Source organism: Mesorhizobium sp. M1066 (assembly GCF_040318635.1).
In the GTDB taxonomy this organism is placed as follows: domain Bacteria; phylum Pseudomonadota; class Alphaproteobacteria; order Rhizobiales; family Rhizobiaceae; genus Mesorhizobium.
The window spans coordinates 1-21,865 of the sequence record NZ_JAMYMR010000010.1 but is presented as its reverse complement, the minus strand read 5'-3'; the positions used below and the strand labels follow the sequence as shown (position 1 = coordinate 21,865).

The window sequence follows — 21,865 nt, the reverse complement described above, 5'->3', positions numbered from 1 at the left end:
CGCTTGAGCGCAACACTTCGCACACAATCTCAAGGATTTCCGCGCATGGCACACAGGAAGTCGATCGAGCCCTACAAATCCGCGGCCGGAGGCTGGGGCGCGTTACGAGCGACCGGAACAGCTCTGACGGAGCAGGGCATCGGCCTCAGTGGCTCGACGACGCTCCTGCGCATGAACCAGCCGACGGGCTTTGATTGTCCAGGCTGTGCTTGGCCCGACCCCAAACACACATCATCTTTTGAATTCTGTGAAAACGGTGCGAAGGCAGTCGCCTGGGAGGCTACGGCGAGGCGTTGCACGCCGGCATTCTTTGCAGCGCATACCGTGAGCGAACTTGAAGGCTGGAGTGACTATGATCTGGAAATGCAAGGCCGCATCACCGAACCGATGGTTTATGACTACGCTTCCGACCGCTACCTGCCGATCGACTGGAATGATGCCTTTGCCTTGATCGGGCGCCATCTGAACGGCCTTGCCGACGCGAACGCCGCTGAGTTCTATACATCGGGCAGGACATCGAACGAGGCGGCATTCCTGTACCAGCTCTTTGTGCGGGAGTTCGGCACCAACAATTTTCCGGACTGCTCCAACATGTGCCATGAAGCGACAAGTGTAGGCTTGCCGCAATCTGTCGGCGTCGGCAAAGGCACTTGCCTTTTGGAAGATTTCGACCTTGCCGACGCAATCTTCATATTTGGCCAGAACCCAGGCACCAACAGTCCACGCATGATGACCAGCCTTCATAACGCATCACGGCGTGGGGCGGCGATCATTTCGTTCAACCCGTTCCGCGAGCGCGCTCTGGAGCGCTTTCAGGCGCCGCAAAACCCGATCGAAATGATGACGATGACGTCGACACCGATCAGCTCCAGGCTCTACCAGGTCCGCGTTGGTGGAGATGTCGCCGTTCTGAAGGGAATGATGAAGGTGCTTGTCGAGGCGGACGAATCCGCTGTTGCCACCGATAAGCCGCTCGAGCTCGACTGGGATTTCATTCACGGCCACACGCAGGGTCTTGACGCGGTTGTTGCCGATCTTCGTGCCACGCCATGGGACGCGATCGAACGCATGTCCGGGCTAACCCAAGCCGATATTACAGCGGCGGCCGAGGTCTATATGCGTGCCGATAAGGCGATCCTCGTCTACGGAATGGGCATCGTCCAACATTCCAGAGGCACGCAGAACGTGCAGCAGATCGCCAACCTGGCGCTCATGCGCGGCAATGTCGGCAAGCCTGGCGCCGGCGTCTGCCCAGTGCGGGGTCACTCCAATGTGCAGGGCGACCGCACGGTTGGCATCACGGAAAGTCCCTCAGATGAGTTCCTTGACCGACTGGAGCGCAGGTTCGGCTTCAAACCACCCCGTGCTCACGGCCACAATGTGGTGACCGCTCTTGAAGCCATGGTTCGCGGCGAAGTGAAGGTCTTCGTCGCCATGGGAGGCAATTTCGCGGCGGCGATTCCGGATTGGCAGCAAACACAAAACGCGATTCGCAGCCTTGATCTGACGGTTCAGATATCGACCAAACTCAACCGCAGCCATTTGATTATCGGTCGCGAAGCGCTGATCCTTCCGTGTCTGGGACGCACCGAGGTCGACAACCAGGCGACAGGCCCTCAGTCCATCACCGTCGAGGATTCCATGTCGATGGTGCACGCGTCAGCGGGCCGGAATCGGCCGGCGTCCGAGCATCTGTTGAGCGAACCGGCCATTGTCGCCGCATTGGCGAAGGCGACGCTTGGGGCACGGTCGGTCGTTGATTGGGACGGGTTGGTTGCAGACTACGATCTCATTCGTGAGGCGATCGAGGACGTGTTCCCGATTTTCCAGGCCTACAATGCCCGTATCAGAGTTCCTGGAGGATTTCATCTTACCTCGACGGCGCGCGAGCGCATCTGGATGACGCCATCGGGCCGGGCCAATTTTCTGCTGTTTGAAGGTGTTGGAGAAGATCCGAAACAGCGAGACACTGATGGGCTGTGGCTTACCACGGTCCGCAGCCACGACCAGTACAACACCACGATATACTCGCTTTCCGATCGATATCGCGGCGTCTTTGGACAGCGCGACGTGCTGTTTATCAACCAAAGGGAGATGGATAAACGCGGACTGAAAGCTGATGATCGCGTCGATCTCGTGACACAGTCGACCGACGGCATCGAGCGTGCCGTACGAGAGTTCAGGATCGTCCCCTACGCATTCCCGGACGGCTGCTGCGCGGCCTATTATCCTGAGACGAATCCGCTGGTGCCACTGTATTTGCATGATCCAAGCAGCTTCACGCCATCTTCAAAGGCCATCCAAATCCGCCTGGTCCGATCGCAAGGTCATGAGATGACGACCGAGCACGTGGTTCGGCCAGGAGTATGATGCCGATGGACGCTGTCGAACTCGCGCGCCTGCAATTCGCCTTCACCATCGGATTCCACATTCTCTGGCCAACCTTCACTATTGGCATCGCATGCTTCGTTGCTTGGCTCAGCGGCCTGTGGTGGTGGACAGGCAAGCCCGTCTACCGCGACCTGATGCGGTTCTGGACCCGCATCTTCGCCCTCGGCTTCGGCATGGGTGTGGTGACCGGCATCGTGCTCAGCTACGAGATCGGCACCAATTGGGCGGGTTTCTCGCGCTCGGTCGCCAATGTGCTCGGACCGTTGTTCATGTACGAGGCGTTGACGGCCTTCTTCCTCGAGTCCGGCTTCATCGGCATCGTTTTGTTCGGCGAAGGCCGTGTCAGCAAGGGCATGCATTTTTTCTCCAGCTGCATGGTGGCGGGCGGCACGCTGCTCAGCGCGACTTGGATCATTGCCGCGAATAGCTGGATGCAGACCCCGGCAGGTGCGGTCGCGGATGCACAAGGCATCTATCACGTGTTGGACTGGTGGAAGGTGATCTTCAACCCGTCGTTCCCCTACCGCTTGGCGCACATGGTCTGCGCGAGCATCCTCACCGGTTCTTTCGTGGTCGCCGGCGTCTCAGCCTTCCATCTTTGGCGCCGCCAGCATCGCACAACCTCGAGCATCGCCTTCTCCATGGCCATGTGGATGGCTCTGGTTCTGGCGCCGCTCCAGATCGTGTTGGGCGACCTCCACGGCCGCAACACCCTCGTCTATCAGCCGACCAAGGTCGCCGCGATGGAAGGCCTGTGGGACACCACGCGCGGTGCGCCGATGACGGTGCTCGCATGGCCGGACATGCAGGACGAGACGAACCGCTTCGCGATCGATATCCCGCACATAGCCAGCCTTTATCTGACGCACTCCTGGAACGGGGAGGTCCCGGGGCTGAAGGCCGTACCGCGTGACGACCGCCCCTATGTCCCCATTGTATTCTTCGCCTTCCGCATAATGGTCGGCATCGGCATCGTCCTGCTCACCACCGCGATCACCGGCGCGGTGCTGCGCTGGCGCGGACGCCTCTTTGAGACGCGCTGGTTCCAACTCCTCGCGATGGGGGTTACCCCCCTCGGCTTTCTCGCCGTGCTTGCCGGCTGGACCACGACAGAAGCCGGCCGTCAGCCCTTCGTCATCTACGGGCATATGCGCACGGCAGACGCCGTCGCGCCGGTGAGCGCGGGCGCCGTCACAACAACATTGCTGATCTTTTTCGCCGTCTACAACGTGCTGCTGATTGCTTTCTTCTGGTTTACCGCCCATATCGCCCTCAAGGGACCCTCCGCCTCGATCACCGATCCGGGATCGACAAGGCCGGGACTGGACCGATCCGGCCCCACCCTGGCCGGGGCAAATGCCGCCAAACCGCCCGTGGCCGGCCTCGCCCACACGCCGGGAGAATGACGCCATGGACAGTTTGCTCCCTTTCGATCTTCCGCTTCTGTTCGGTGCGGTGGCCGCCTTTTCCGTCGCCGTCTATGTGCTGGCGGACGGCTTCGATCTCGGCGTCGGCATCCTCTTCCTTGCCGCGCCCCGCGATGCGGACCGCGATGTCATGATGGCCAGTATCGAACCCGTCTGGGACGGCAACGAAACCTGGCTCGTGATGGGCGGCACGCTGCTCTTTGCCGCGTTTCCGGCCGGCTACTACGTGCTGCTGCCGGCCTTCTATCTGCCCATCATGTTCATGCTGTTCGCACTGATATTCCGAGGCATCGCGTTCGGCTTCCGGCTGCAGGCTGCCTCATATCGCTGGGTATGGGATGTCGCATTTGCAGGTGGATCGATATTGGCCGGCCTCTGTCAGGGGTTCGTCCTTGGCGGTTTCATCAGCGGCATACCGATGGAGGCCGGCATGTTTTCCGGCGGGCCCTTCGATTGCTTCACGATTCTGGGATTGCTCTGCGGGCTCGGCCTCCTGGGCGGCTACGCGCTTCTGGGCGCGGGTTGGCTCATCTGGAAGACGGAGGGCTCGACCCAGATATTTGCCCGCGAGGTTGCGCATGCAGCACTTATTGTGGCCGCCGCGATGATGGCTATCGTCAGTGGTTGGACCGCGTTGGCCGACCCCAATGTCGCAAGCCGATGGTTTGTTTGGCCCAACATAGCCTATCTCGCGCCGTTGCCGTTGTCGGCCGCCATCATCGCCTGCTTCATCTGGCGCAGCCTCTGGGGCAAGCGCGAGACATTACCTTTCATCCTCTCCGTTGTGCTGTTCCTTCTTGGCTTTGCCGGTTTGGCGGTCAGCCTCTGGCCTTACATCGTACCAAGGCACATTTCGATCTGGGACGGCGCCGCCGATCCTCAAGCGCTTGCCTTCGCGGGCGTCGGGATCGTCATTATCATTCCGATCGTGCTGGCCTACCAAGCCCATGCCTACTGGGTGTTTCGCGGCAAGGTGGAGCGTTCCGCTTATGGCGAGCACTAGTCCGCGCTCCTGCTGGCAAATTTCAGCACACGGGAATGAAGAACGTTACCGATGGGATTGGTGGCTTTGAGGGCTAGAGGGCCGCCGCACCACCCATTGTGCCATACGAAAATGAAAACCTCGATTTTTGGCCCCTATGACCCGTGCGTCCCAATGCTTCGGGGTATTGCCCGATGTAAAACAATATATGTCACGAGAAACTCACCGAGTTTGCTGCCGCCGGTCGCCCGGCATGAGTCTGGTGCGAGCGGCACTCGACCGGCTGTTCCCGCCGGACCCAGGCTGGCTGCGCCTGATCGCAGCCGTCAGCGCAACCCTCGCTGGACTGACAACCTTCGTCATCGTCGCGCTGATGGGTACTATCGCCGCTGTGCCGGTCATCGACTGCGTCCTTGGATTTGCCATCGCCCTCTTCATCGCCGCCACGGTTCGCGACAGCACCACCCCCCAGAAACTCAAGACCATTGCGATTGGCGGGATTGGGGCATGCGCATCAACGATCGTCGCCGCGCTGCTGATCGATCAGCCGATGGCCGACGCAGTGTTGCTGCCTGCCATGATGTTCGTGATCGCATTCTTCTCGGTTCGCGGTCCACGTCATGGATCGATCGGGCTGGTTTCGCTGATCGCCTACCTGATCGCCCTCGTCTCGAAGCAGCCGGCCGAAACCCTTCCGCTGCGATTGCTGGTCATCGTGGTTGCCGCGACCGTTGCCGCGTTGGTGCGCTGCGTCCTGATTCCGGAGCGGCCGGAGGCCGTGATCGAGCACCTGCGCCGCGCCATCCGTAGTGGCCTCAACCAGGTACTTGCGCGCATCGCAGCCGCGGTAGACGCAGGCGCGTGGACGGCTGCGAGCCGCCGCAGCCTCCGGCGCCAAGTCTCTCGCCTTGATGAGATCATCATGCTTGCCCAAGCACGGCTCGCGTGGTCGGCCCAGCAGCCGGATTCCCATGGCTTGGGCTGGCTCCAGCTCTTCGAGATACAACTGGCGACGCGGCGTGTCGAGCAGATTGCCCTGCAGGATCTCGGCGGTCCGGAGGAGCGCGTGGCCCTGCTGTCGCGGATTGCGCTGATCGGAACGGCAGACCAGCAAGCGCCCCCGCTCGCTGTGCCGGGCCGTCTCGGAGGAGCGCTGGATATACTCGACCACGTCCTGCTCGAGAAGGCGGGCGAGCCCGATCATCCTGCCTCCATTCCGCCGACGGCATCTCCACCTGGATGGCGTCCGGCGCTGCAGACGGCGGCCGCCTCGACCCTCGCTATCGCGTGCAGCGAACTGATCCTTCCCAATCGCTGGTACTGGGCGGCGTTTGCAGCCTTCGTCATGTTCCGGGAAACGCGTTCGCGCGGCGAATCCGTGGCAAAAGGCATCGCGTTCGTTACCGGCACGTCGGCCGGACTGTTGGCTGGCCAGTTGCTGGCGACCGTGCTGTCTGGTCACGAGTTGATGAGCATGGTTGCAATCGTCGTCGCCGTGTTTCTCGCCTTTCAGGCCAATGTCATCGCCTATGGCGTCATGGTCTTCTGGATTACGGTGATCCTCGGCCTGATGTTCGGGATGATGGGGTATTTCACCTTCGATGTCCTGCTGACGCGTCTTGAGGAGTCGGCTATCGGCGTCGCGTCGGGCGTGCTGGTCGCGTGCCTCGTTCTGACGCGGCGCGAACGAGATGTGACGGAAGAGGCGGCCGCCGCGTTCTTGCGTTCCTTGCGCGAATTGGTGAGGGGCACCGCCGCCGTGCTGCTGGAAGGCAAGCCGACGCGCGACCTCGCCAGCCACATCCTCGGGACCGGGCAACGTTTCCGCGAACTCAAAGCAGTCGCCGCATCTGAGCAGTCGAGTTTCGGGATGGTACGCCGCGAGAGGCTGCGCAGGCGCGTGCTGGTGTTAGGCGCGTGCGAGAACTGGGGGCGAGAACTCGGAACAATCTGCCTAAGAAGCGGTCGCATCGAGGACGCCGGGCTTACGAAAATAGCCGCAGATGCGCTCGCGCGCACAGACGCCACACTGGGTTACCTGACAGGCGCAGGGTCCAAAACGGCGGAAGCGGCAGCAGGCGCCGATACCGCCAACAATGTGGTTCCGGCAGGGGCCGGCGATCCCATATCTCACGCCGTTCACTTGCTCTTGCGCCTGGATGCGGCCCTGGATCGCGTCGCAGCAATACGCGATGAACGCGCGAGCGTGCGATGAGACTGTTCGGCGCCGTGCCGCGCGTTAGCAGGTTGTAGGCGCGCTCACAACTTTGAGAACGCCACCCAGGCCCCTCGATGCGTCGGTCGATCGTGCGAAAAACCTCCTGAACGCCGCGCGAAACGAGGCATCATCCTAGACGAAGAGGCACGGCGCGCGAGTCGCCGGCGATGCGCCAGGCCACGTGGCAAAGCGGGCGAAGCTTGAACTACGGTGGCGTTTTTGAAAGACACTTCGACGTTTAAGAGCGATGCTCCATGCTCAAACGCAAGGATTTCGACTATGGCAACAAGTAAGCCAATCCGGCCTTACAAATCCGCGACCGTAGGCTGGGGCGCGCCGATGTCGACGACCGATCCCGTTGTTCTGTCTGGAGGCTGAAGGCCATGGGTGCCGTCCAACTCGAGTGGCGCTCCTCTCAGGCCCGCGGTCGGCATGGTTCGGTGCCTGGCTCCGTGGCGTCCACCGGGGTTGGCCCGCTCGACTTGCCGAGCCTTGATGCACTGTCACGCAGGCGCGGCCGTCTCCGCGAGACGCGCTTGTTCGAACTGATCACTATGATGATGATGGTGGTTATGATGGCGTCACTCGGCCTTTTCGCCTTGCTCAATGGCTCGAGCGCGGATTGGGCGATCAGATTGTTTCTGATTTTCTTCGCCATTTATTCAGATTTGTTGATCGTCTTGCTTTGGCTTGCAGAGAAAGACGATGCCCAGACCGGATCGGCCGAGCCTTATCCGCGGCACGAGCGGATTGTTCCATGCATCAAGGGCCACGCGGATGGCTATCCCCAACCCCTACAGCCGGGCGGATGTACGCGAAGCTCATAGTCAACGACACGGTCAGCGTCCGGCGATTCGACTGATCAAGCCCGAATCCTGGATCATCGCCGCCTTCCATCATGAGCGTCTGCACGCACTTAGGATAAACGTGTCGGCGGGAGAGAGTATGGCCGAAGCGTCGACCGCTATGTGGGGGACCGCTTCCTCGCTTCGACCTTGGCGAGCGTCGTTCCTACCCCGGCCGATTTCGTCAATTTCCCCAATTTGGTGCAGTTGCCTGACACAAACCTCGCGCGAGATCGACATTCCTTTCAGCTATTGCAAGCTCATCACCCTTGGATGGCCGCGACATTGACGTGCGTGCACAGCTCCGCTTTGTCTCGGCAACATCTTTTTCGAACGTATCGGATAGCCGATCCGCAACTGCCCGCGCGCGTTGTTTGTGTGCACGCACAAGCTCTCTGCGGCCAGGCTCGTGGACTCCAGCCTATCCCCACGATCATCGGGGCCACGGCCACTGTATGATCTTCATTTTCAGCATTTTTTCTTTAACATCAAATCGTTAGTACCTGCCGAGTGCACACGAATTTACGCCAGAATACGACCCTTTTCGCCACGTTTCGATCTCTCAGTGCACACGGAGCGCACACGAAGAAATGGCCACCTACACAAAACTCTCGTCCGGCTCCTGGCGTGCGCAAGTCCGGCGCAAAGGTCGCTACGTCAGCGAGACCTTCCTGCGCCGCGACGACGCGCGACGCTGGGCCACCGAAACCGAACGCCAAATCCATCGTGGTGAGACGCCGACCAAATCCCGTATTGCGCCTAAACCGTCGAGGCAAGATGGCCCTCAGTTGCATCGTCACTGATCGATGGTTTCGCTTTAAGGATCCGATCGTCGATGGAATCGAGGGCGGCACACCGATAGAGGTCGATTGTTATGACCGATTTTAGTGGCCGCGATGGTGAAACTACGCGGAAGCTGGTCAGCTTAATTGTTACGGTCGAGAATCTGCAAAAACTGCTTTCAGAGATAGAGTACAGAATGGGCGGGCCGATAGGCTGAAATAAGCCGGCCACCGTGAGGCAGCGGGCCGTCGCCGGGGGGCCTGTGCAACAAAGGCCGTCGATCCGCGTTGAGGCTCGTCTCAGTGGAGCTTCGAGAATGGACCCGGCAACCGCAGCAGTAATGCATTTACTCTCTTGCAGCCCAGGCGAGGCTGCCGTCTGCACGCCCACTGATGCCGCGCCGACCACATATGCGTCGCTTGACGTATGTTGGGCTTCTCTGAAAGCCAGGCTCGCAGGTGCGCCAAACGGGGAAATCGTCGGACGATGCCATTCTGTCGACGAGACTGTCACCGGTTCACTCCCCGCCGGGTACACCACCGTTGTTGTCACGCGGGGCGTTGGGAGCAAAGCCATCAGCAATAGCTACATCGTTCAACACAAAGAATAGAAACGCCCGCCACCGTGAGGCAGCGGGCCACGTTGACGACAAAATGTCGCCAACGTTAGAGCGACACCGGTACCTCCTGCGACTGCGGGTCGTTTTCCCATGTGACGGTTTCGCCGTCGCATTTGCGTCGTGGCCGTCTTCGAGGTCGCAATAGTCCTCTTCCCTGTCATCGGTTCCGACAACTTCGATGCCGCCGGCCAGCCACCGCTTTAGATCCTGGTGATGCACCGCCTTTCGCATTGCGAAGGATCGACGCGGCAATCTGCCCGTGCCAGTCCTGCCGTGCCTGAACGCGACGCCGGCCGCCCGGCCAGTTTGGTCCCACTCGGCCAACGCTTGCGCCTTGATGACCAAGCCCTCCATCGTCAGATCGGTCTCGTACATGATGGCCGCAACGTGCTTCTCAAGAGTCTCATGGAGTTCTCCGGCGACGGGCTAAAACTTCGGCGCGCTGCGTTGATGCTCCGGAACGTTGCTGGTGTGGCGCTTGAGCCGGCGACGGAAAATGCGCTGAACTCCATCGCCGCCGAGATGAAGATCGGCCGGTCGGATCTCATTCAGAGTATTGCGTGAGTGGCTGGAAACGAATGCCTATCTGCCAGTACGGATGATCGACGAGGAAAGCGAGACGGACGGCAGCGCTTAAGCCTTCGTAGATGCAGCGGAAGCCCGCGCCACTTGCGGGAGGCGCGGGCCGATCGGGAGGCCGGTGAAGATCCCGATCTTCGGCAGTGATGGGGTGAGCATCGCTTGCCGCAAACATAAATAGTTAGATAGTGCTAATGTTCCTTCAGCCCGGTTTTGCTGGTGTTGGCAGCACCGGTCCCGTGGTGTTCCACCGGATGAACTCCACTTCCTTCCCCGTGACTTCTCGCACGGCTTTCAAAAGCGTCTCGTGTAAGACGCGTGTCTGTCTGTAGTGGTCGCAGTGCGGCGATATGAACGGCTTGACGATGCTTAGGTGCAGCGCTTCCGCTGCGACCACAAAGCGCTCGATTTCAGCCTGTGATAACTGCTTGGAAGGTTTCGATCTTGCCATTTCTGCGAACTCCGTTTGAGGGGGATCGCCGCAACGGAAGGATTATATTCCTCGTCTTGATCTCCCTGGCAAGGGCCATTCGGCCAAGCTGCCTTCCCGGTGGTGCATCGCCTCGAAGATCACCTCAAAGACGCTGTCGACCTCCTCGTTGATCTCGTCGGCACCGATTCCCTCACGCTCCGCAGATTTCATCATTTCGTCAGCGAGGTCGCTAATCGCCACAGGATCATCAGTCATCGCGTTGGGCAGGTGCTCTGCCATCCACCGATCGAGAAAGTTGATGCCGCGTGTGCTCATCAGCCGATAAGTTCAAAGCGCATATTAGGTTCCGCTACTTGACCCGTGAGACGGCCGCACCAGACTCCAGTGCATGGCTAGAGGTCTCAACATCGGAGATGAGGTGGCGATCGACGCCACCAGTATTCGACGCGTCACTGACGCCAGGATCAGCGTGTCAATACCGACCTACGGATTTCCCCATTCCGTTCGGGATAGCACCACGAAGGTGGTCAAAGGCCAGACCATGGAACTGATCGGCAGCGTCACACGGGTCGAGAAGGACGCCGTAACCGTCAGCCTGGGTGGCCCGGTGGTGACGGTCGCGCTTGATGTTGTGCGGCTGGTGACGCCCAGAGTGCGTTAGTCAGCCAAGGACCATCCCAGCGAATACCACAGTGAGGAGCAGTGATACCGGCACGGCTAGCAGACAGCACAGCTCAATGGTCTTGTTATCTTGCCGCTTGTCCATCTCACCGCCTCGCATTGTTCGCTGTGATTTTGACGAAAAGGGGTGGCCAATGGAAGCGGATCCGCGCGCGATGCGTTAGAGATGCTGTCGGGTGCTGTATATTAGCAACACCTTGAGCGACCCCTGCTCATTCCTCCTGACACACTGCAGTGAAGCGTGGCGCAGGTCATCCTCGCCGCGCAGGTGCTTCACACGGCCGATCAGCCCCGGCTTGACCCATTGGGTCGATGGCCGCTTCATGATGCCCTTGGGCGCCGTTCCTGGGTGCTCCTGGACTCGTTGCCACAGCCGCTCGCGCATTTCCCGGTTCAAGGTGACGAACGCGCTGCCGACATAGCGCCCTGTGCCGCGTTCAGCCATCAGAGCGAACGCCGGCTTGCCCGCCTCACGCTCGACGCCCAGCAGTTCATACTCGTCGATCGAATAGCATTTCGCCTTTAGCCAGTTGGTGCACGGCCCGCTGCGGTATTTGCCTCGCCCGGCAGCGGCTCGCTGAACTGGATACGGCCGCCGGGCTCGATCATACTGGCAAGGATCTCGCGCCGCTCCTCCAGCGCCATGTCTCGCAAATCATGACCATTGAGGTGGAGCAGATCGAAGGCAACGAAATAGAGGTCGTGCTGCCTGCGGGTGATCGCCTTGCGCAGTTCGCCGAAGTGGGACAGGCCGGCTTCGTTCAACACGATGATCTCGCCATCCACGATGACGCTCTAGGCGCCAAGGCTCTTGGCCTCTGTCACGAGGTCGTGATATTTCGCCGTCCAGTCGTGACCATTGCGGGTATAGATCCTGGTGCCGTCTTCATCGATGATCAATTGCGAGCGATACCCATCAAACTTGACCTTGTGAATCCAACCGTCGCGTTCTGGAGGCTTCTCCACCAAGTCGGCATAAACGCGGGGATGAACTTCAAACGCATGCACTGACTCGCGAACCGCGATTCAATTAGCACACACTTAATTAGTTCCGGAGCATTTTAACGAATCGTTGACCGCGCTGTCCCAGAATAGGACGGCGCGGTCAAACCCCAACCGGACTGCGCAGGCGGCTTCGGCACTCAGCGCCCACCGAACTGTCGGAGCCGCCACCCATATCCCACATTGTACCAGCAATGGTTGAATCAACCGTTACTGCACGTGCATTAGAGGGGCACGCCGCCAGTCAGCGAGCGGAACCTTGGCGAACTTCTTCTGTTGTGTGCAAACAGGAGGCGATGCCATGGCGGACGACAAGAGCAAATGTGATTTCCGCGACGCGACCGGGTATCAGGCGACGAAGAATATGAGCTCGGTTATCTCGCCAGCAAGTTTCAGCTTACGATCCCCGAGGTCGTGAACTTATCAAAAAGCATGGCAACGACCGGGAGACGCTGGAACGAGAAGCAAAAGCGCTGGGCAGTAGATGACCAAGCTATCTGATCTCGGCCCTCTCATTTCCGGCAAGCCGCACGGCGGCCAAGACATCCCGGAAAAAGCGCATTTCTATCCATGCCCTTACTGCGGACAGAAGGTCGATGAGCGCGATTTTCGCCAAGTGTTTTACCATGAAGAGCCTAGGCACGAGCCGCTAGAGGCCGAAAGATGGTGCCGTCATCCTTACGTTCCCGGAGCGCCCAAAATGTCGCGCCCATCGGCCGTCAACCAAAGCCGGCGGCCATGAAAAGCAGGACAACGAAAGCAAGGAGCCACAGCCTCATCGCTTCACGCTACCAAAAATGAAAAAAAGGCTCGCCAGCCGTCCACGCCAGCGGGCAGTTCTCATGGGGGAAAGCACTGAATGGGGACAGTGCAATGGCCGAAGTTCGAGAGCGCGATTTCCGATATTCACGCGCATCGGCTGAAGGCCGAAGAAGGGAGTTTTCGATGACCTCAGTTTCGAACCTCGCAAGCAAGGCGTTTCGCTTGGCGATCGCCGTCGCTGGCCTGATTGTCCTGCTCGGCGTAAACATCGCAGCGGCCGCCGACGATCCGGGGCTGGTCAAACGTTTCGAGGATCTCAGCAAAAACGGCAACAGCACGTGCTCGGCCAAGTTCACGGAGTCGATCGCTACCATGCCGGCGATGTCTCGCATCAAGGGTTCGTGCTGCAGCCCGATGGAGCTGAAGCGTTATACCGAACAGACGCAGGGCTTGACCAAATACCGTACATCGTGATCATCCCGCAGGACCCCTACGACGTACCGGCGGCCACCGCGCGGCAGGCGGCGTCCTATTACGACCTTAAACTCAGCGGCGACGAGCAGAAGGCCTACGACTACGCGATGGCCAACTCCAACGATAAAGGCCCGTGTTGCTGCCAATGCTGGCGGCGGAAGGTGTATGGCGGGCTGGCGAGGTACCTGATCCACGAACACGGCTTCCCGGGCGAGAAGATCGTCGACGTATGGAACCTGTCGGACGGCTGCGGCGGGGCCGATTAAGTTGCCAAGGCGTATTGACCTTTCAGCGAGGAGAAGCCTTACGATCCTAGCGATACGGAGACTTTAATTATGAATATCGGAACCGCGTCCGAGAAATCAGGCCTGCCGCCCAAGACCATACGGTACTACGATATATCGGCCTCCTGAGCCCCGCCCGGGCACACAACGTTTACCGTGACTATTCAGTGGCCGACGTTCATCGCCTGCGCTTCCTGCAGGGCTCCCGAAGCTTGGGATTTTCTGTGGAAGAGTGCCGTCAGCTACTGTCGCTCTATCGTGACAAGGAGCACGAGAGCGCGGACGTGAAGGCGCTGGCAGAAGCCAAACTGGTGGAGATCGACAGGAAGATCGCCGAACTGGTCGGGCTGCGTGGCCTGCTTCATCACCTTGTCGAGCACTGCCAGGGCGACGAGAGACCGGATTGCCCCATCATCGACGAACTGACCTGACCTGGTACGGTGCAATAGGGGGATAGGCGGCCAATCGAGCTTTCCTGTCGTCTTGACGAAAATCCACGCGGAACAACTTCACTCAGAATCACCGATGTAGTCGGCGAAGCAAGCCTTTCGCCGACTGTAAGGAGAACCGCTATGATGGGTGGTTCAAGCGTGTGGATGGACGATGGGCGGCATGGCCGTCATCTGGATCCTGGCGTTCATTTGCCCTTTTGCTCGCGATTGCGGCGCTCGTCAAATATCTGCGAAGCTGAGGGAACTGAAGGCGATGCGATGCGCGAAATAGCTCAGCGACACCCAATCTGCCTTGCCAACATGCCTCCCTGAGGAGGCGGAACCGTCTTTCGAGCCCCATGGTTGCTCCTGTCGTCGGATGACCTCCGCAGGCAAGGCTCCAGCCGCCGGAGGTTAAGGCGTTTTCAAAAATTGGCCGCCGACGCTTCACTATGAGGCGGCCGGCGGAATGTCAGGTCAACATCAGCTAGTCGTGTCCGTCACCAAGGCTCCCATCATTCGGCCGCGAGGTCGAACATTGCTGGTTCCGTCAGCGCAACCTCGTCGCCAGTCGAGGCAACGCCCTTCGGCAATCCCCATCCCTTGACCAATCCATATATGGCCGGGATCACCACCAGGGTCAGGAGGGTCGACGAGATCATACCGCCGATCATCGGCACGGCGATGCGCTGCATCACTTCCGAGCCGGCGCCTGTGCTCCAGAGGATCGGGATCAGTCCGGCCATGATGGCAACAACAGTCATCATCTTCGGCCGGACGCGCTCCACTGCGCCGAGCATGATCGCCTCATAGAGATTTGCCCGGGTGAACCGCCGATTGTGTGCGGCCCGCTCTGCCTTCACTTCGGCCATGGCCTGCTCCAGGTAGATCAGCATGACGACACCGGTCTCGGCGGCGACGCCGGCGAGCGCGATAAAGCCGACCGCCACCGCCACCGACATGTTGAAGCCGAGCCACCACATCAGCCAGATCCCGCCGACAAGCGCAAAGGGCAAGGACAGCATGACAATCAGCGTCTCGGTGAGCGCCCTGAAGTTCAGAAAGAGCAGCAGGAAGATGATGAGCAGCGTGACGGGCACGACGATCTTCATCCGCGCCGCCGCTCGCTCCAGATATTCGAACTGCCCGCTCCAGGCGACCGAATAGCCGGGCGGCAGCTTCACCGTCTCCGCGACGGCCTTCTGGGCGTCGGCGACATAGCCGCCGAGATCCCGGCCGTTGATGTCGACGAAGATGTAAGTCGCGAGCTGGCCATTTTCAGTGCGGATCGAGGTCGCGCCGCGCGTGAGCTGGACTTTCGCCACCTCACCGAGCGGAATGGCGCCGCCACCGGGCAATGGCACTTCGACGTCGGTAGCCGTCGACTGAGGACTCGATCGCAGGTCACGGGGGTAGCGGATATTGACCCCATACCGCTCGCGTCCCTCGACAGTCGTTGTCACGGTCTCGCCGCCGAGTGCCGTCGCGATTACGTCCTGCACGTCGCCGACGGCAAGGCCGTAACGGCCGAGCGCCTCGCGATCCGGGACGATATCGAGATAGTAGCCGCCGATCACCCGCTCGGCATAGGCGCTCGACGTGCCCGGAACCGTCTTGAGAACCACTTCGATCTGGCGTGCGATCTGTTCCATCTGCGCCAGGTCGGTCCCGTACACCTTTACGCCTACCGGGGTTCGGATTCCTGTCGAAAGCATGTCGATGCGGGCGCGGATCGGCATGGTCCAGGCGTTGGAGACACCAGGGAACTGCAGAGCCTTGTCCATCTCGGCCTTCAGGCTGTCGATGGTGACACCAGTCCGCCATTGCTCCTTTGGCTTCAGATTGATGATGGTCTCGAACATCTCGGTGGGGGCCGGGTCGGTCGCGGTCATCGCCCTACCCGCTTTGCCATAGACCGAATCCACCTCCGGAAAGGACTTGATAATCCGGTCCTGCATTTGCAGGAGCTCCGCCGCCTTTGTGACGGAGATTCCCGGCAGGGTCGTCGGCATGTACATCAGCGTGCCTTCGTTCAGGGTCGGCATGAATTCCGAGCCGATCTGGCTTACAGGCCAGATGGATACTCCAAGCAAGACAAGCGCGAGCGCGATGGTGAGCGTCTTCGCCTTCAGGACGCTGCGAATGACGGGGCGATAGACCCGGATCAGGAAGCGGTTGATCGGGTTCTTGTGCTCCGGGATGATCCGGCCGCGCACGAAGAGTACCATCAAGGCTGGCACCAGCGTGACCGATAGGATCGCCGCGGCCGCCATGGCGAAGGTCTTGGTGAAGGCGAGCGGACCGAACATCCGGCCTTCCTGCGACTCGAGCGTAAAGATCGGCAGGAATGACACCGTGATGACAAGCAGGCTGAAGAACAGCGCCGGGCCGACCTCGCTCGCCGCATCGATCAGGATCTGTACTCGAGGCTTGCCTGGCGGAGCACGCTCCAGATGCTTGTGGGCATTCTCGATCATGACGATAGCGGCGTCGATCATGGCGCCGACGGCGATGGCGATGCCGCCGAGGCTCATGATGTTGGAGCCGAGCCCGATCGCCTTCATGGCACCGAAGGCCATCAGGATGCCGACCGGCAGCATCAGGATGGCAACGAGCGCGCTGCGCAGGTGAAGAAGAAACACGACGCAGACCAGGGCGACAATGATGCTCTCCTCGGCCAGCGTGTGCTTCAAAGTCTCGATCGCCGCTTCGATGAGATGCGAACGGTCGTAGACAGGCACGATCTCAACACCCTTGGGAAGGCTCCCGGCGATGTCGCTCAAGCGCTGCTTGACGTTCTCGATCACCGTCAGGGCATTGGCCCCGAACCTCTGCAGGACGATGCCGCTCGCGACCTCGCCTTCGCCATTGAGTTCGGTGATGCCGCGCCGTTCGTCGGGACCGATCTCGACCTTGGCGACGTCCTTGAGGCGCAGGGGCACGCCCTGGTCCGTTTTCAGGACGATGTCTTCGATATCGGCAATCGACTTGATGTAGCCACGGCCACGCACCATGAACTCGAATTCGGAAAGCTCCAGCGTACGTCCGCCGACATCCCGATTACTGGCGCGCACGGCGTCACGGACCATCGACAGCGATATGCCCTGGGCGCGCAGCCGCAGCGGATCGACGACGATGTTGTACTGCTTGACGAAGCCGCCGACGCTCGCGACCTCGGCGACCCCCTCAGCCTTGGAGGCGGCGTATCGCACAACCCAGTCCTGCAGCGACCGCAGCTCGGCGAGCGTCATGTCCTTGGCAACGACGGCGTACTGGTAGACCCAGCCGACGCCGGTCGCATCGGGCCCGAGGCCCGGCGTGACGCCAGCCGGCAGGCGCTGCGCGGCTGCGTTGAGATATTCGAGCACGCGCGCCCGCGCCCAATAGGGATCCGTGCCGTCTTCGAAGATGACATAGACGAAGGACACGCCGAAGAAGGAGAACCCACGCACCACCTTGGACTTCGGTACGGTCAGCATTGCCGTCGTCAAGGGATAGGTGACCTGGTCCTCGACCACTTGCGGCGCCTGGCCGGGATACTCGGTATAGACGATGACCTGGACGTCCGAGAGGTCCGGAATCGCATCGAGCGGAAGCGTCTTCAGCGCGTAGGCTCCAGCGGCCACCGCGAAGGCTGTGGCAACGAAGATGAGAACGAGATTGCGTGCGGACCACGCGATGAGCCGGGCAATCATGGCGCAGTCTCCGGGTTCGTCATGCCGCTCAGTGCAGCCTTCAGATTGCTCTCGGCGTCGATCAGGAAATTCGCCGCGACCACGACCCGGTCGCCGGCGGCAATGCCGTTGCGGATTTCGGTAAAGCCGCCGCCTTGAAGGCCGATCTTGACCTCCCGCGGCTCGAAGCGGCCCTCGCCCTTGTCGATGATCACGACTTGCCGCGTTCCGGTGTCGATCACCGCGCTGTCGGGGACGGCGACGACCGCGGCGGCATTGCCGCCGCTGCCGATCTCGACATTGGCATACATGTCCGGCAGCAACAGGCCATCCGAATTGGGGATCTCGATCCGCACCTTGGTCGTGCGCGTTTCCTTGGCGACCTGCGGATAGATCAGGGCGACGCGGCCGCTGAAGGTCTGGCCAGGCAGACTTCGCACTCTGATCGTAGCGAGGGCGCCGACCTTCACCGCTCCCAACTCATATTCAGGAACGTCGGCGACGATCCACACGGTCGAGACGTCGGCGAGACGGAAGAGCACGTCGCCGGGCGATGCCTTCATGCCCTCGACGGCATTGCGCTCGAGGATCACGCCATCGCGCGGGGCGGTCCAGGTGATGGAAGTCAGGACCTGGCGGGTGCGCTCGATTGCGGCGATCACGTCGGGCGGGACTGCAAGGTTCTCGAGGCGCTGGCGAGCCCCGGACGAGGCCCGGCCGCTTCCGTTCAGGTCGACAAGGTATTGAGCGCTCGCGGTCGCGATCTCGGCCGAATACAGCCGCATCAGGGGTTCGCCTTTTTTGACCCGATCGCCAGTGGTGACATCGGCGACCTTGTCGATGAAGGCATCGGAGCGCGTTGCGACCACTGTGATGCGCCGCTCATCGAGCTGCACGGTGCCGGGCACTCGCACCGGACGAACGATCACCTGCTCGGTGGCGGCCTCCGAACGAACGCCTGTCCGTTGCAGTTTGCCTGCCGCGACTTTGACGGTCGAACCGTCGTCATCCTCGCCCGCGTAGACGGGGATGTAATCCATCCCCATTGAATCCTTCTTCGGCGCCGGCGAAGTGTCCGGAAGGCCCATCGGGTTGCGATAGTACAAGATCCGCTTCGGTTCGCCGTTCGCGGGAGCAGCGGCAACGGTCGCAGCGGCGACCGGCGGCTTGTCCTCGAAGCTCAGGTCTTCCCCCGCTAGAACGGGCAGGAAGTCCCGCCCATCCGCGGTCTTCTTCGGAGTTCCCGCATAGGTTGGGAGGCCATCCGGATCTCGGTAGTAGATGACGGGTCCGGCAGGCGCGGGGTTGGCGCTCGCCGGGGCTGATGCAGTGCCTTCAAGCCAGGCGACGGCTTGCAGCCACTGTGTGGCAGGCAGCGCGAGATTGCGGTGCCCCGCCCAATAGCCTCCAGCCCCCGCCGCCAAAATGGCGGCGAGGGTGAGGCCAGTGCGGCCTGCGCGGTTCATGGGGTGGCCTTGAATTCGAGCTTGTTTTCGAGAGAGCCGGTTTCGCCCTGCACCTTGGCGCCGAGTGACAGGCGCCAGCCACCTGGCATCATCAGACTGGCCTTGAAACGATAGATTCCGGGCTCCGTCGAGGGCAACGGTTCGATTGGCGCCGTCATCATCTCCATACCGTCCGGCGCCATGTCGACGCGTTGGGCAAAGATCACAGCGTCGGGCACCACCTTGCCGGAACGCCTGTCGATTAGGCGGACCGCGACAATCGCGGCATCGCCTTTCTTGATCGCGCTTTGAACGAGTTGAAACTCGTAATCATCGATCCCGGCCCAGGCCTTCGAATTGGCGCCACCGAGGGCAAGACCGATCAGCGCCGCGGCTGCGACGTGCTTCACATTGCAAAAGTTCATTGTCTGATTTTCCCAAAGTTCATCGTTCGGCCGCACGGAATGCACGGCAGGCTTGTGGCCAGGCTCATGCCAAAGCCACGGGCTTTCGCCGCAAGGCCGTCAGCCATGGGGCGACAAATGGCTCCGAAAAGAGCCGTCGATGAACTCAGGTACGTGGAGGTCTGGGAGGCGGCGGAGGAGCTGGGAACTCCTGTCCGACGCTATTGCCAGGAGCGATGGCGTCGGCTGTTGATAACCAGGTCAGCGTGATTGCTGAGGGCGCCGCGCTTGGAAAGCACTTGGCGACGCATAAGGCCGCGAGAGGACAGGAGTTCTGGCAATCAGGTAATGGCTGCTTCTGGTCCGAAGGGCACGGCATACCGTCAGACATGGACGCCATATCCGCCATTGTCGCCGTAGAATCGACAACCATCGTCATCGCGGCAGACGGCAACACCATCGGCGCTGTGAGAATGCTCACAACGGCCAGAATCGAAAGCAGGCGGGGGAATACGGTCCAGAACTTCACACAACCTCAATGGCATATGGTGCGGTGCAAGAGAAGACCCACGCGCTCACATTTCCGTCAGGTGATACGCCACACAATGCGTGCGCTGCCGGGCGTTAAGCAGAGCTTACAAATGGTGATGTGCCGGGAGTGACGATCAGGCTTGCCGATAAAACAGCGCCCGTCCAGTCGGGATTAGCTGAAGAAGATAATCGAAGTCGCTGATATTCCCCGTGAGTACTGTGAACCCTAGCTTCTGCGCTTGCAGGAACAAGACACAATCCTGAAGCGCGCGGAGGCGAGCATCTTTGTGATAGCCCTGAAGGCGACACAGGATGCCTGAGAGTAGCGCAGCTTTTCCAAGCACATCAGGATCGGGTGCGAACACGCGATGCGGGTGCATGTCGCCAATGGTAGCGCCAATCTGTTTGATTGCCGTCTTTGTGCCAGGATGCTTGGGATCTAGCACGCCGACGGTGTGCATGAGTTCCTGGATGGCAACCGTCGAATGATTGCTGAGCCTGAGATCGAGCAGATCGGCGACGACATCCGGAGCATGGCCCTGCAAACCATCAATGTAGACACAGGTATCGAGCATCAGCTCTTGCCCCGCCTCGGCAGTAACACCGAGGAACGGAAGGTCGTCGTCTTTGCGGCGAAGCAGCCTCTCCTGAGGATCGAATCGTGCCCAGCGCACAGAACTGGCGAAATCAAAGTCCGTCAATTCAGAACCCGAGCTTAAGCGTCGGATCGACGGTGCCTCTCGTCTTTCTGAACGTCTGTCCGAAATTGTCATCGAGTGCGACATTGGCGAGGGCGAATTCGATCAAGTCGGTGTCAGTCTCGATCCCGGTCTGCTTCTTGGCTTTTTCGATCAGCGCCGGACTGATACGACCACCGATCCGCGTGCTCTTCTCGCCTAACAGACCAGAATGTTCCGCCGCCTTCATGACGGCCTCAAAACGGGTTCTGCTGACCGCGACAAACTTGCCGGTCTTGGTTGCCCGCCCAATCTTCGGAAGTGGCTCGCCCGCCTTCGTCGTCATTTCGATCATACCGGCGCGCTTCTGAATGGCAAATCTGCCTTGCCGTTCCGCGCCACCACCCGTGTGTTTCTTCCTCGCTGCCTTCGCCATGACGCAGCCTCCAATGTCTGACAATTTCACGATTTCGTCCAACATAACATGGCCACGGCAATTTTTCAAGGACCCACCGAATTGCGGCAGCCAGTCGCGGAATGTCGTGATTTTGGCGAGCACGACGTCGCCTTGGGGCAGACGATCCCGACCACGATTTGGGTTTTCATTACTCGCCCCTGATCTTCACCGCAATTCGCTCCTCCGCGAGGCGCGGCAGTTGCTCCTGCAGCGTTTGCGTTAGGCTCGCAGCGAGAGACGCCATGTTCCTTAATTGAGCACACCTACGCGGTCATCTTCATTGCAAATCGAAATTGGAATGCCCGCTTGGGATGACACATTGCGTATTTGGGCACCGGGCACTTGAAATGGACCGGGCTTTCTTCGGCAATACCTATGCCCTCACCCAGCCATTTGCTCCTTCGTTTTCTGAACATCTGCATGAGAGCTACCGCGCCGAGGAGAATTATCGGCGCGCTTCCGGAGGCAGCGCGGTCGCCGGACCCCGGCTAGGCACTCTTGAAGATATTTGACGAAACTTCCTGCATGTGAGGTTGCTGTCGGCGTATCGGACACGACGACGGTATCAGAATTCCTGGGCGCAACTCGCACCGAAATAAGGGCCCGCCCCAGGGCGACCTTAGGGGCTACGCAGCATCCGAGTAGGGCATGCAGGACTCGTCATGCTGAGCCTGCTAAAGTTAGTGTGCTGAGAGTTCTGCAAATTCGCTGAGAGAGGGCGGTCATGGCAGGCTGGTGATGTTCAACGTCACCGATTCCCGCGAAG

General features: G+C 60.4%; 18 protein-coding genes and 2 pseudogenes. 12 read left to right on the top strand and 8 right to left on the bottom strand.

Annotated elements, in window-relative coordinates; genetic code table 11:
• Positions 1 to 45: 45 nt before the first annotated feature.
• The 7 genes from NKH52_RS15805 (at position 46) to NKH52_RS15775 (ending at position 9,829) form a co-directional block, all read left to right on the top strand.
• Positions 46 to 2,370, top strand: coding sequence for an FdhF/YdeP family oxidoreductase (locus NKH52_RS15805; RefSeq protein WP_352732149.1), 2,325 nt, complete (start codon positions 46 to 48; stop codon positions 2,368 to 2,370).
• 5 nt (positions 2,371 to 2,375) lie between these two features.
• Entirely contained in the window at positions 2,376 to 3,797 is a 1,422-nt protein-coding gene (locus NKH52_RS15800; RefSeq protein ID WP_352732090.1) for a cytochrome ubiquinol oxidase subunit I, read from the top strand.
• Positions 3,798 to 3,801: 4 nt separating this feature from the next.
• The gene (gene cydB, locus NKH52_RS15795; RefSeq protein WP_352732092.1) at positions 3,802 to 4,821 is read left to right on the top strand and encodes a cytochrome d ubiquinol oxidase subunit II; all 1,020 of its coding nucleotides are present in this window, start codon (positions 3,802 to 3,804) and stop codon (positions 4,819 to 4,821) included.
• A gap of 232 nt (positions 4,822 to 5,053) precedes the next feature.
• Positions 5,054 to 7,015, top strand: a complete 1,962-nt coding sequence (locus NKH52_RS15790; RefSeq protein WP_352732095.1) for an FUSC family protein — start codon at positions 5,054 to 5,056, stop codon at positions 7,013 to 7,015.
• 539 nt (positions 7,016 to 7,554) lie between these two features.
• The gene (locus NKH52_RS15785; protein WP_352732097.1) at positions 7,555 to 7,845 is read left to right on the top strand and encodes a hypothetical protein; all 291 of its coding nucleotides are present in this window, start codon (positions 7,555 to 7,557) and stop codon (positions 7,843 to 7,845) included.
• 608 nt (positions 7,846 to 8,453) lie between these two features.
• Entirely contained in the window at positions 8,454 to 8,666 is a 213-nt protein-coding gene (locus NKH52_RS15780; RefSeq protein WP_352732100.1) for a hypothetical protein, read from the top strand.
• 872 nt (positions 8,667 to 9,538) lie between these two features.
• Positions 9,539 to 9,829, top strand: a complete 291-nt coding sequence (locus tag NKH52_RS15775) for a hypothetical protein (RefSeq protein WP_352732102.1) — start codon at positions 9,539 to 9,541, stop codon at positions 9,827 to 9,829.
• 217 nt (positions 9,830 to 10,046) lie between these two features.
• Here the strand turns inward: NKH52_RS15775 and NKH52_RS15770 are convergent, their stop codons facing one another.
• Together NKH52_RS15770 and NKH52_RS15765 are read right to left on the bottom strand one after the other, a co-directional pair.
• Entirely contained in the window at positions 10,047 to 10,295 is a 249-nt protein-coding gene (locus NKH52_RS15770) for a hypothetical protein (RefSeq protein WP_352732104.1), read from the bottom strand.
• A 42-nt stretch (positions 10,296 to 10,337) separates the two neighbouring features.
• On the bottom strand, positions 10,338 to 10,592 hold the full coding sequence (locus NKH52_RS15765; protein ID WP_352732106.1) for a DUF768 domain-containing protein: 255 nt from the start codon (positions 10,590 to 10,592) through the stop codon (positions 10,338 to 10,340).
• A gap of 73 nt (positions 10,593 to 10,665) precedes the next feature.
• Between NKH52_RS15765 and NKH52_RS15760 the strand changes: the two genes are divergently transcribed.
• The gene (locus tag NKH52_RS15760; RefSeq protein ID WP_352732109.1) at positions 10,666 to 10,938 is read left to right on the top strand and encodes a hypothetical protein; all 273 of its coding nucleotides are present in this window, start codon (positions 10,666 to 10,668) and stop codon (positions 10,936 to 10,938) included.
• Between the two features lie 180 nt (positions 10,939 to 11,118).
• On the opposite strand, the pseudogene NKH52_RS15755 reads toward NKH52_RS15760, so the two are convergent.
• Positions 11,119 to 11,962, bottom strand: a pseudogene (locus NKH52_RS15755) (ATP-dependent DNA ligase).
• A gap of 871 nt (positions 11,963 to 12,833) precedes the next feature.
• On the opposite strand from NKH52_RS15755, the gene NKH52_RS15750 reads away from it, so the two are divergent.
• The 3 genes and pseudogenes from NKH52_RS15750 to cueR all read left to right on the top strand — a co-directional run bounded on the left by NKH52_RS15750 (position 12,834) and on the right by cueR (position 13,911).
• Positions 12,834 to 13,196, top strand: a complete 363-nt coding sequence (locus NKH52_RS15750) for a hypothetical protein (protein ID WP_352732111.1) — start codon at positions 12,834 to 12,836, stop codon at positions 13,194 to 13,196.
• Entirely contained in the window at positions 13,193 to 13,462 is a 270-nt protein-coding gene (locus NKH52_RS15745) for a hypothetical protein (protein WP_352732113.1), read from the top strand. The genes NKH52_RS15750 and NKH52_RS15745 overlap by 4 nt, the downstream gene beginning before the upstream one ends.
• Before the next feature lie 69 nt (positions 13,463 to 13,531).
• Positions 13,532 to 13,911 (top strand): annotated as a pseudogene (gene cueR / locus NKH52_RS15740) (Cu(I)-responsive transcriptional regulator).
• A 515-nt stretch (positions 13,912 to 14,426) separates the two neighbouring features.
• Here the strand turns inward: cueR and NKH52_RS15735 are convergent.
• From NKH52_RS15735 to NKH52_RS15725, 3 genes are read right to left on the bottom strand one after another with little or no spacing between them, the layout of a single operon-like run.
• Positions 14,427 to 17,606, bottom strand: a complete 3,180-nt coding sequence (locus tag NKH52_RS15735) for an efflux RND transporter permease subunit (protein ID WP_352732116.1) — start codon at positions 17,604 to 17,606, stop codon at positions 14,427 to 14,429.
• Positions 17,603 to 19,051 carry an efflux RND transporter periplasmic adaptor subunit gene (locus NKH52_RS15730; RefSeq protein WP_352732118.1) on the bottom strand — a complete coding sequence of 483 codons (1,449 nt, stop codon included), beginning with the start codon at positions 19,049 to 19,051 and terminating at the stop codon, positions 17,603 to 17,605. Before NKH52_RS15730 ends, NKH52_RS15735 begins: the two co-directional genes overlap by 4 nt.
• The gene (locus NKH52_RS15725) at positions 19,048 to 19,455 is read right to left on the bottom strand and encodes a FixH family protein (RefSeq protein ID WP_352732120.1); all 408 of its coding nucleotides are present in this window, start codon (positions 19,453 to 19,455) and stop codon (positions 19,048 to 19,050) included. The genes NKH52_RS15730 and NKH52_RS15725 overlap by 4 nt, the downstream gene beginning before the upstream one ends.
• Positions 19,456 to 19,670: 215 nt before the next feature.
• Here NKH52_RS15725 and NKH52_RS15720 point away from each other — a divergent pair, with 215 nt between their 5' ends.
• Complete coding sequence (locus tag NKH52_RS15720) at positions 19,671 to 20,096, top strand: hypothetical protein (RefSeq protein WP_352732123.1); 426 nt, start codon at positions 19,671 to 19,673, stop codon at positions 20,094 to 20,096.
• A gap of 3 nt (positions 20,097 to 20,099) precedes the next feature.
• Here the strand turns inward: NKH52_RS15720 and NKH52_RS15715 are convergent, their stop codons facing one another.
• Positions 20,100 to 20,666, bottom strand: coding sequence for a type II toxin-antitoxin system VapC family toxin (locus tag NKH52_RS15715; protein WP_352732126.1), 567 nt, complete (start codon positions 20,664 to 20,666; stop codon positions 20,100 to 20,102).
• Between the two features lies 1 nt (position 20,667).
• Positions 20,668 to 21,201: a hypothetical protein gene (locus tag NKH52_RS15710; RefSeq protein ID WP_352732129.1), complete on the bottom strand. Its 534-nt coding sequence runs from the start codon at positions 21,199 to 21,201 to the stop codon at positions 20,668 to 20,670.
• Positions 21,202 to 21,865: the final 664 nt, after the last annotated feature.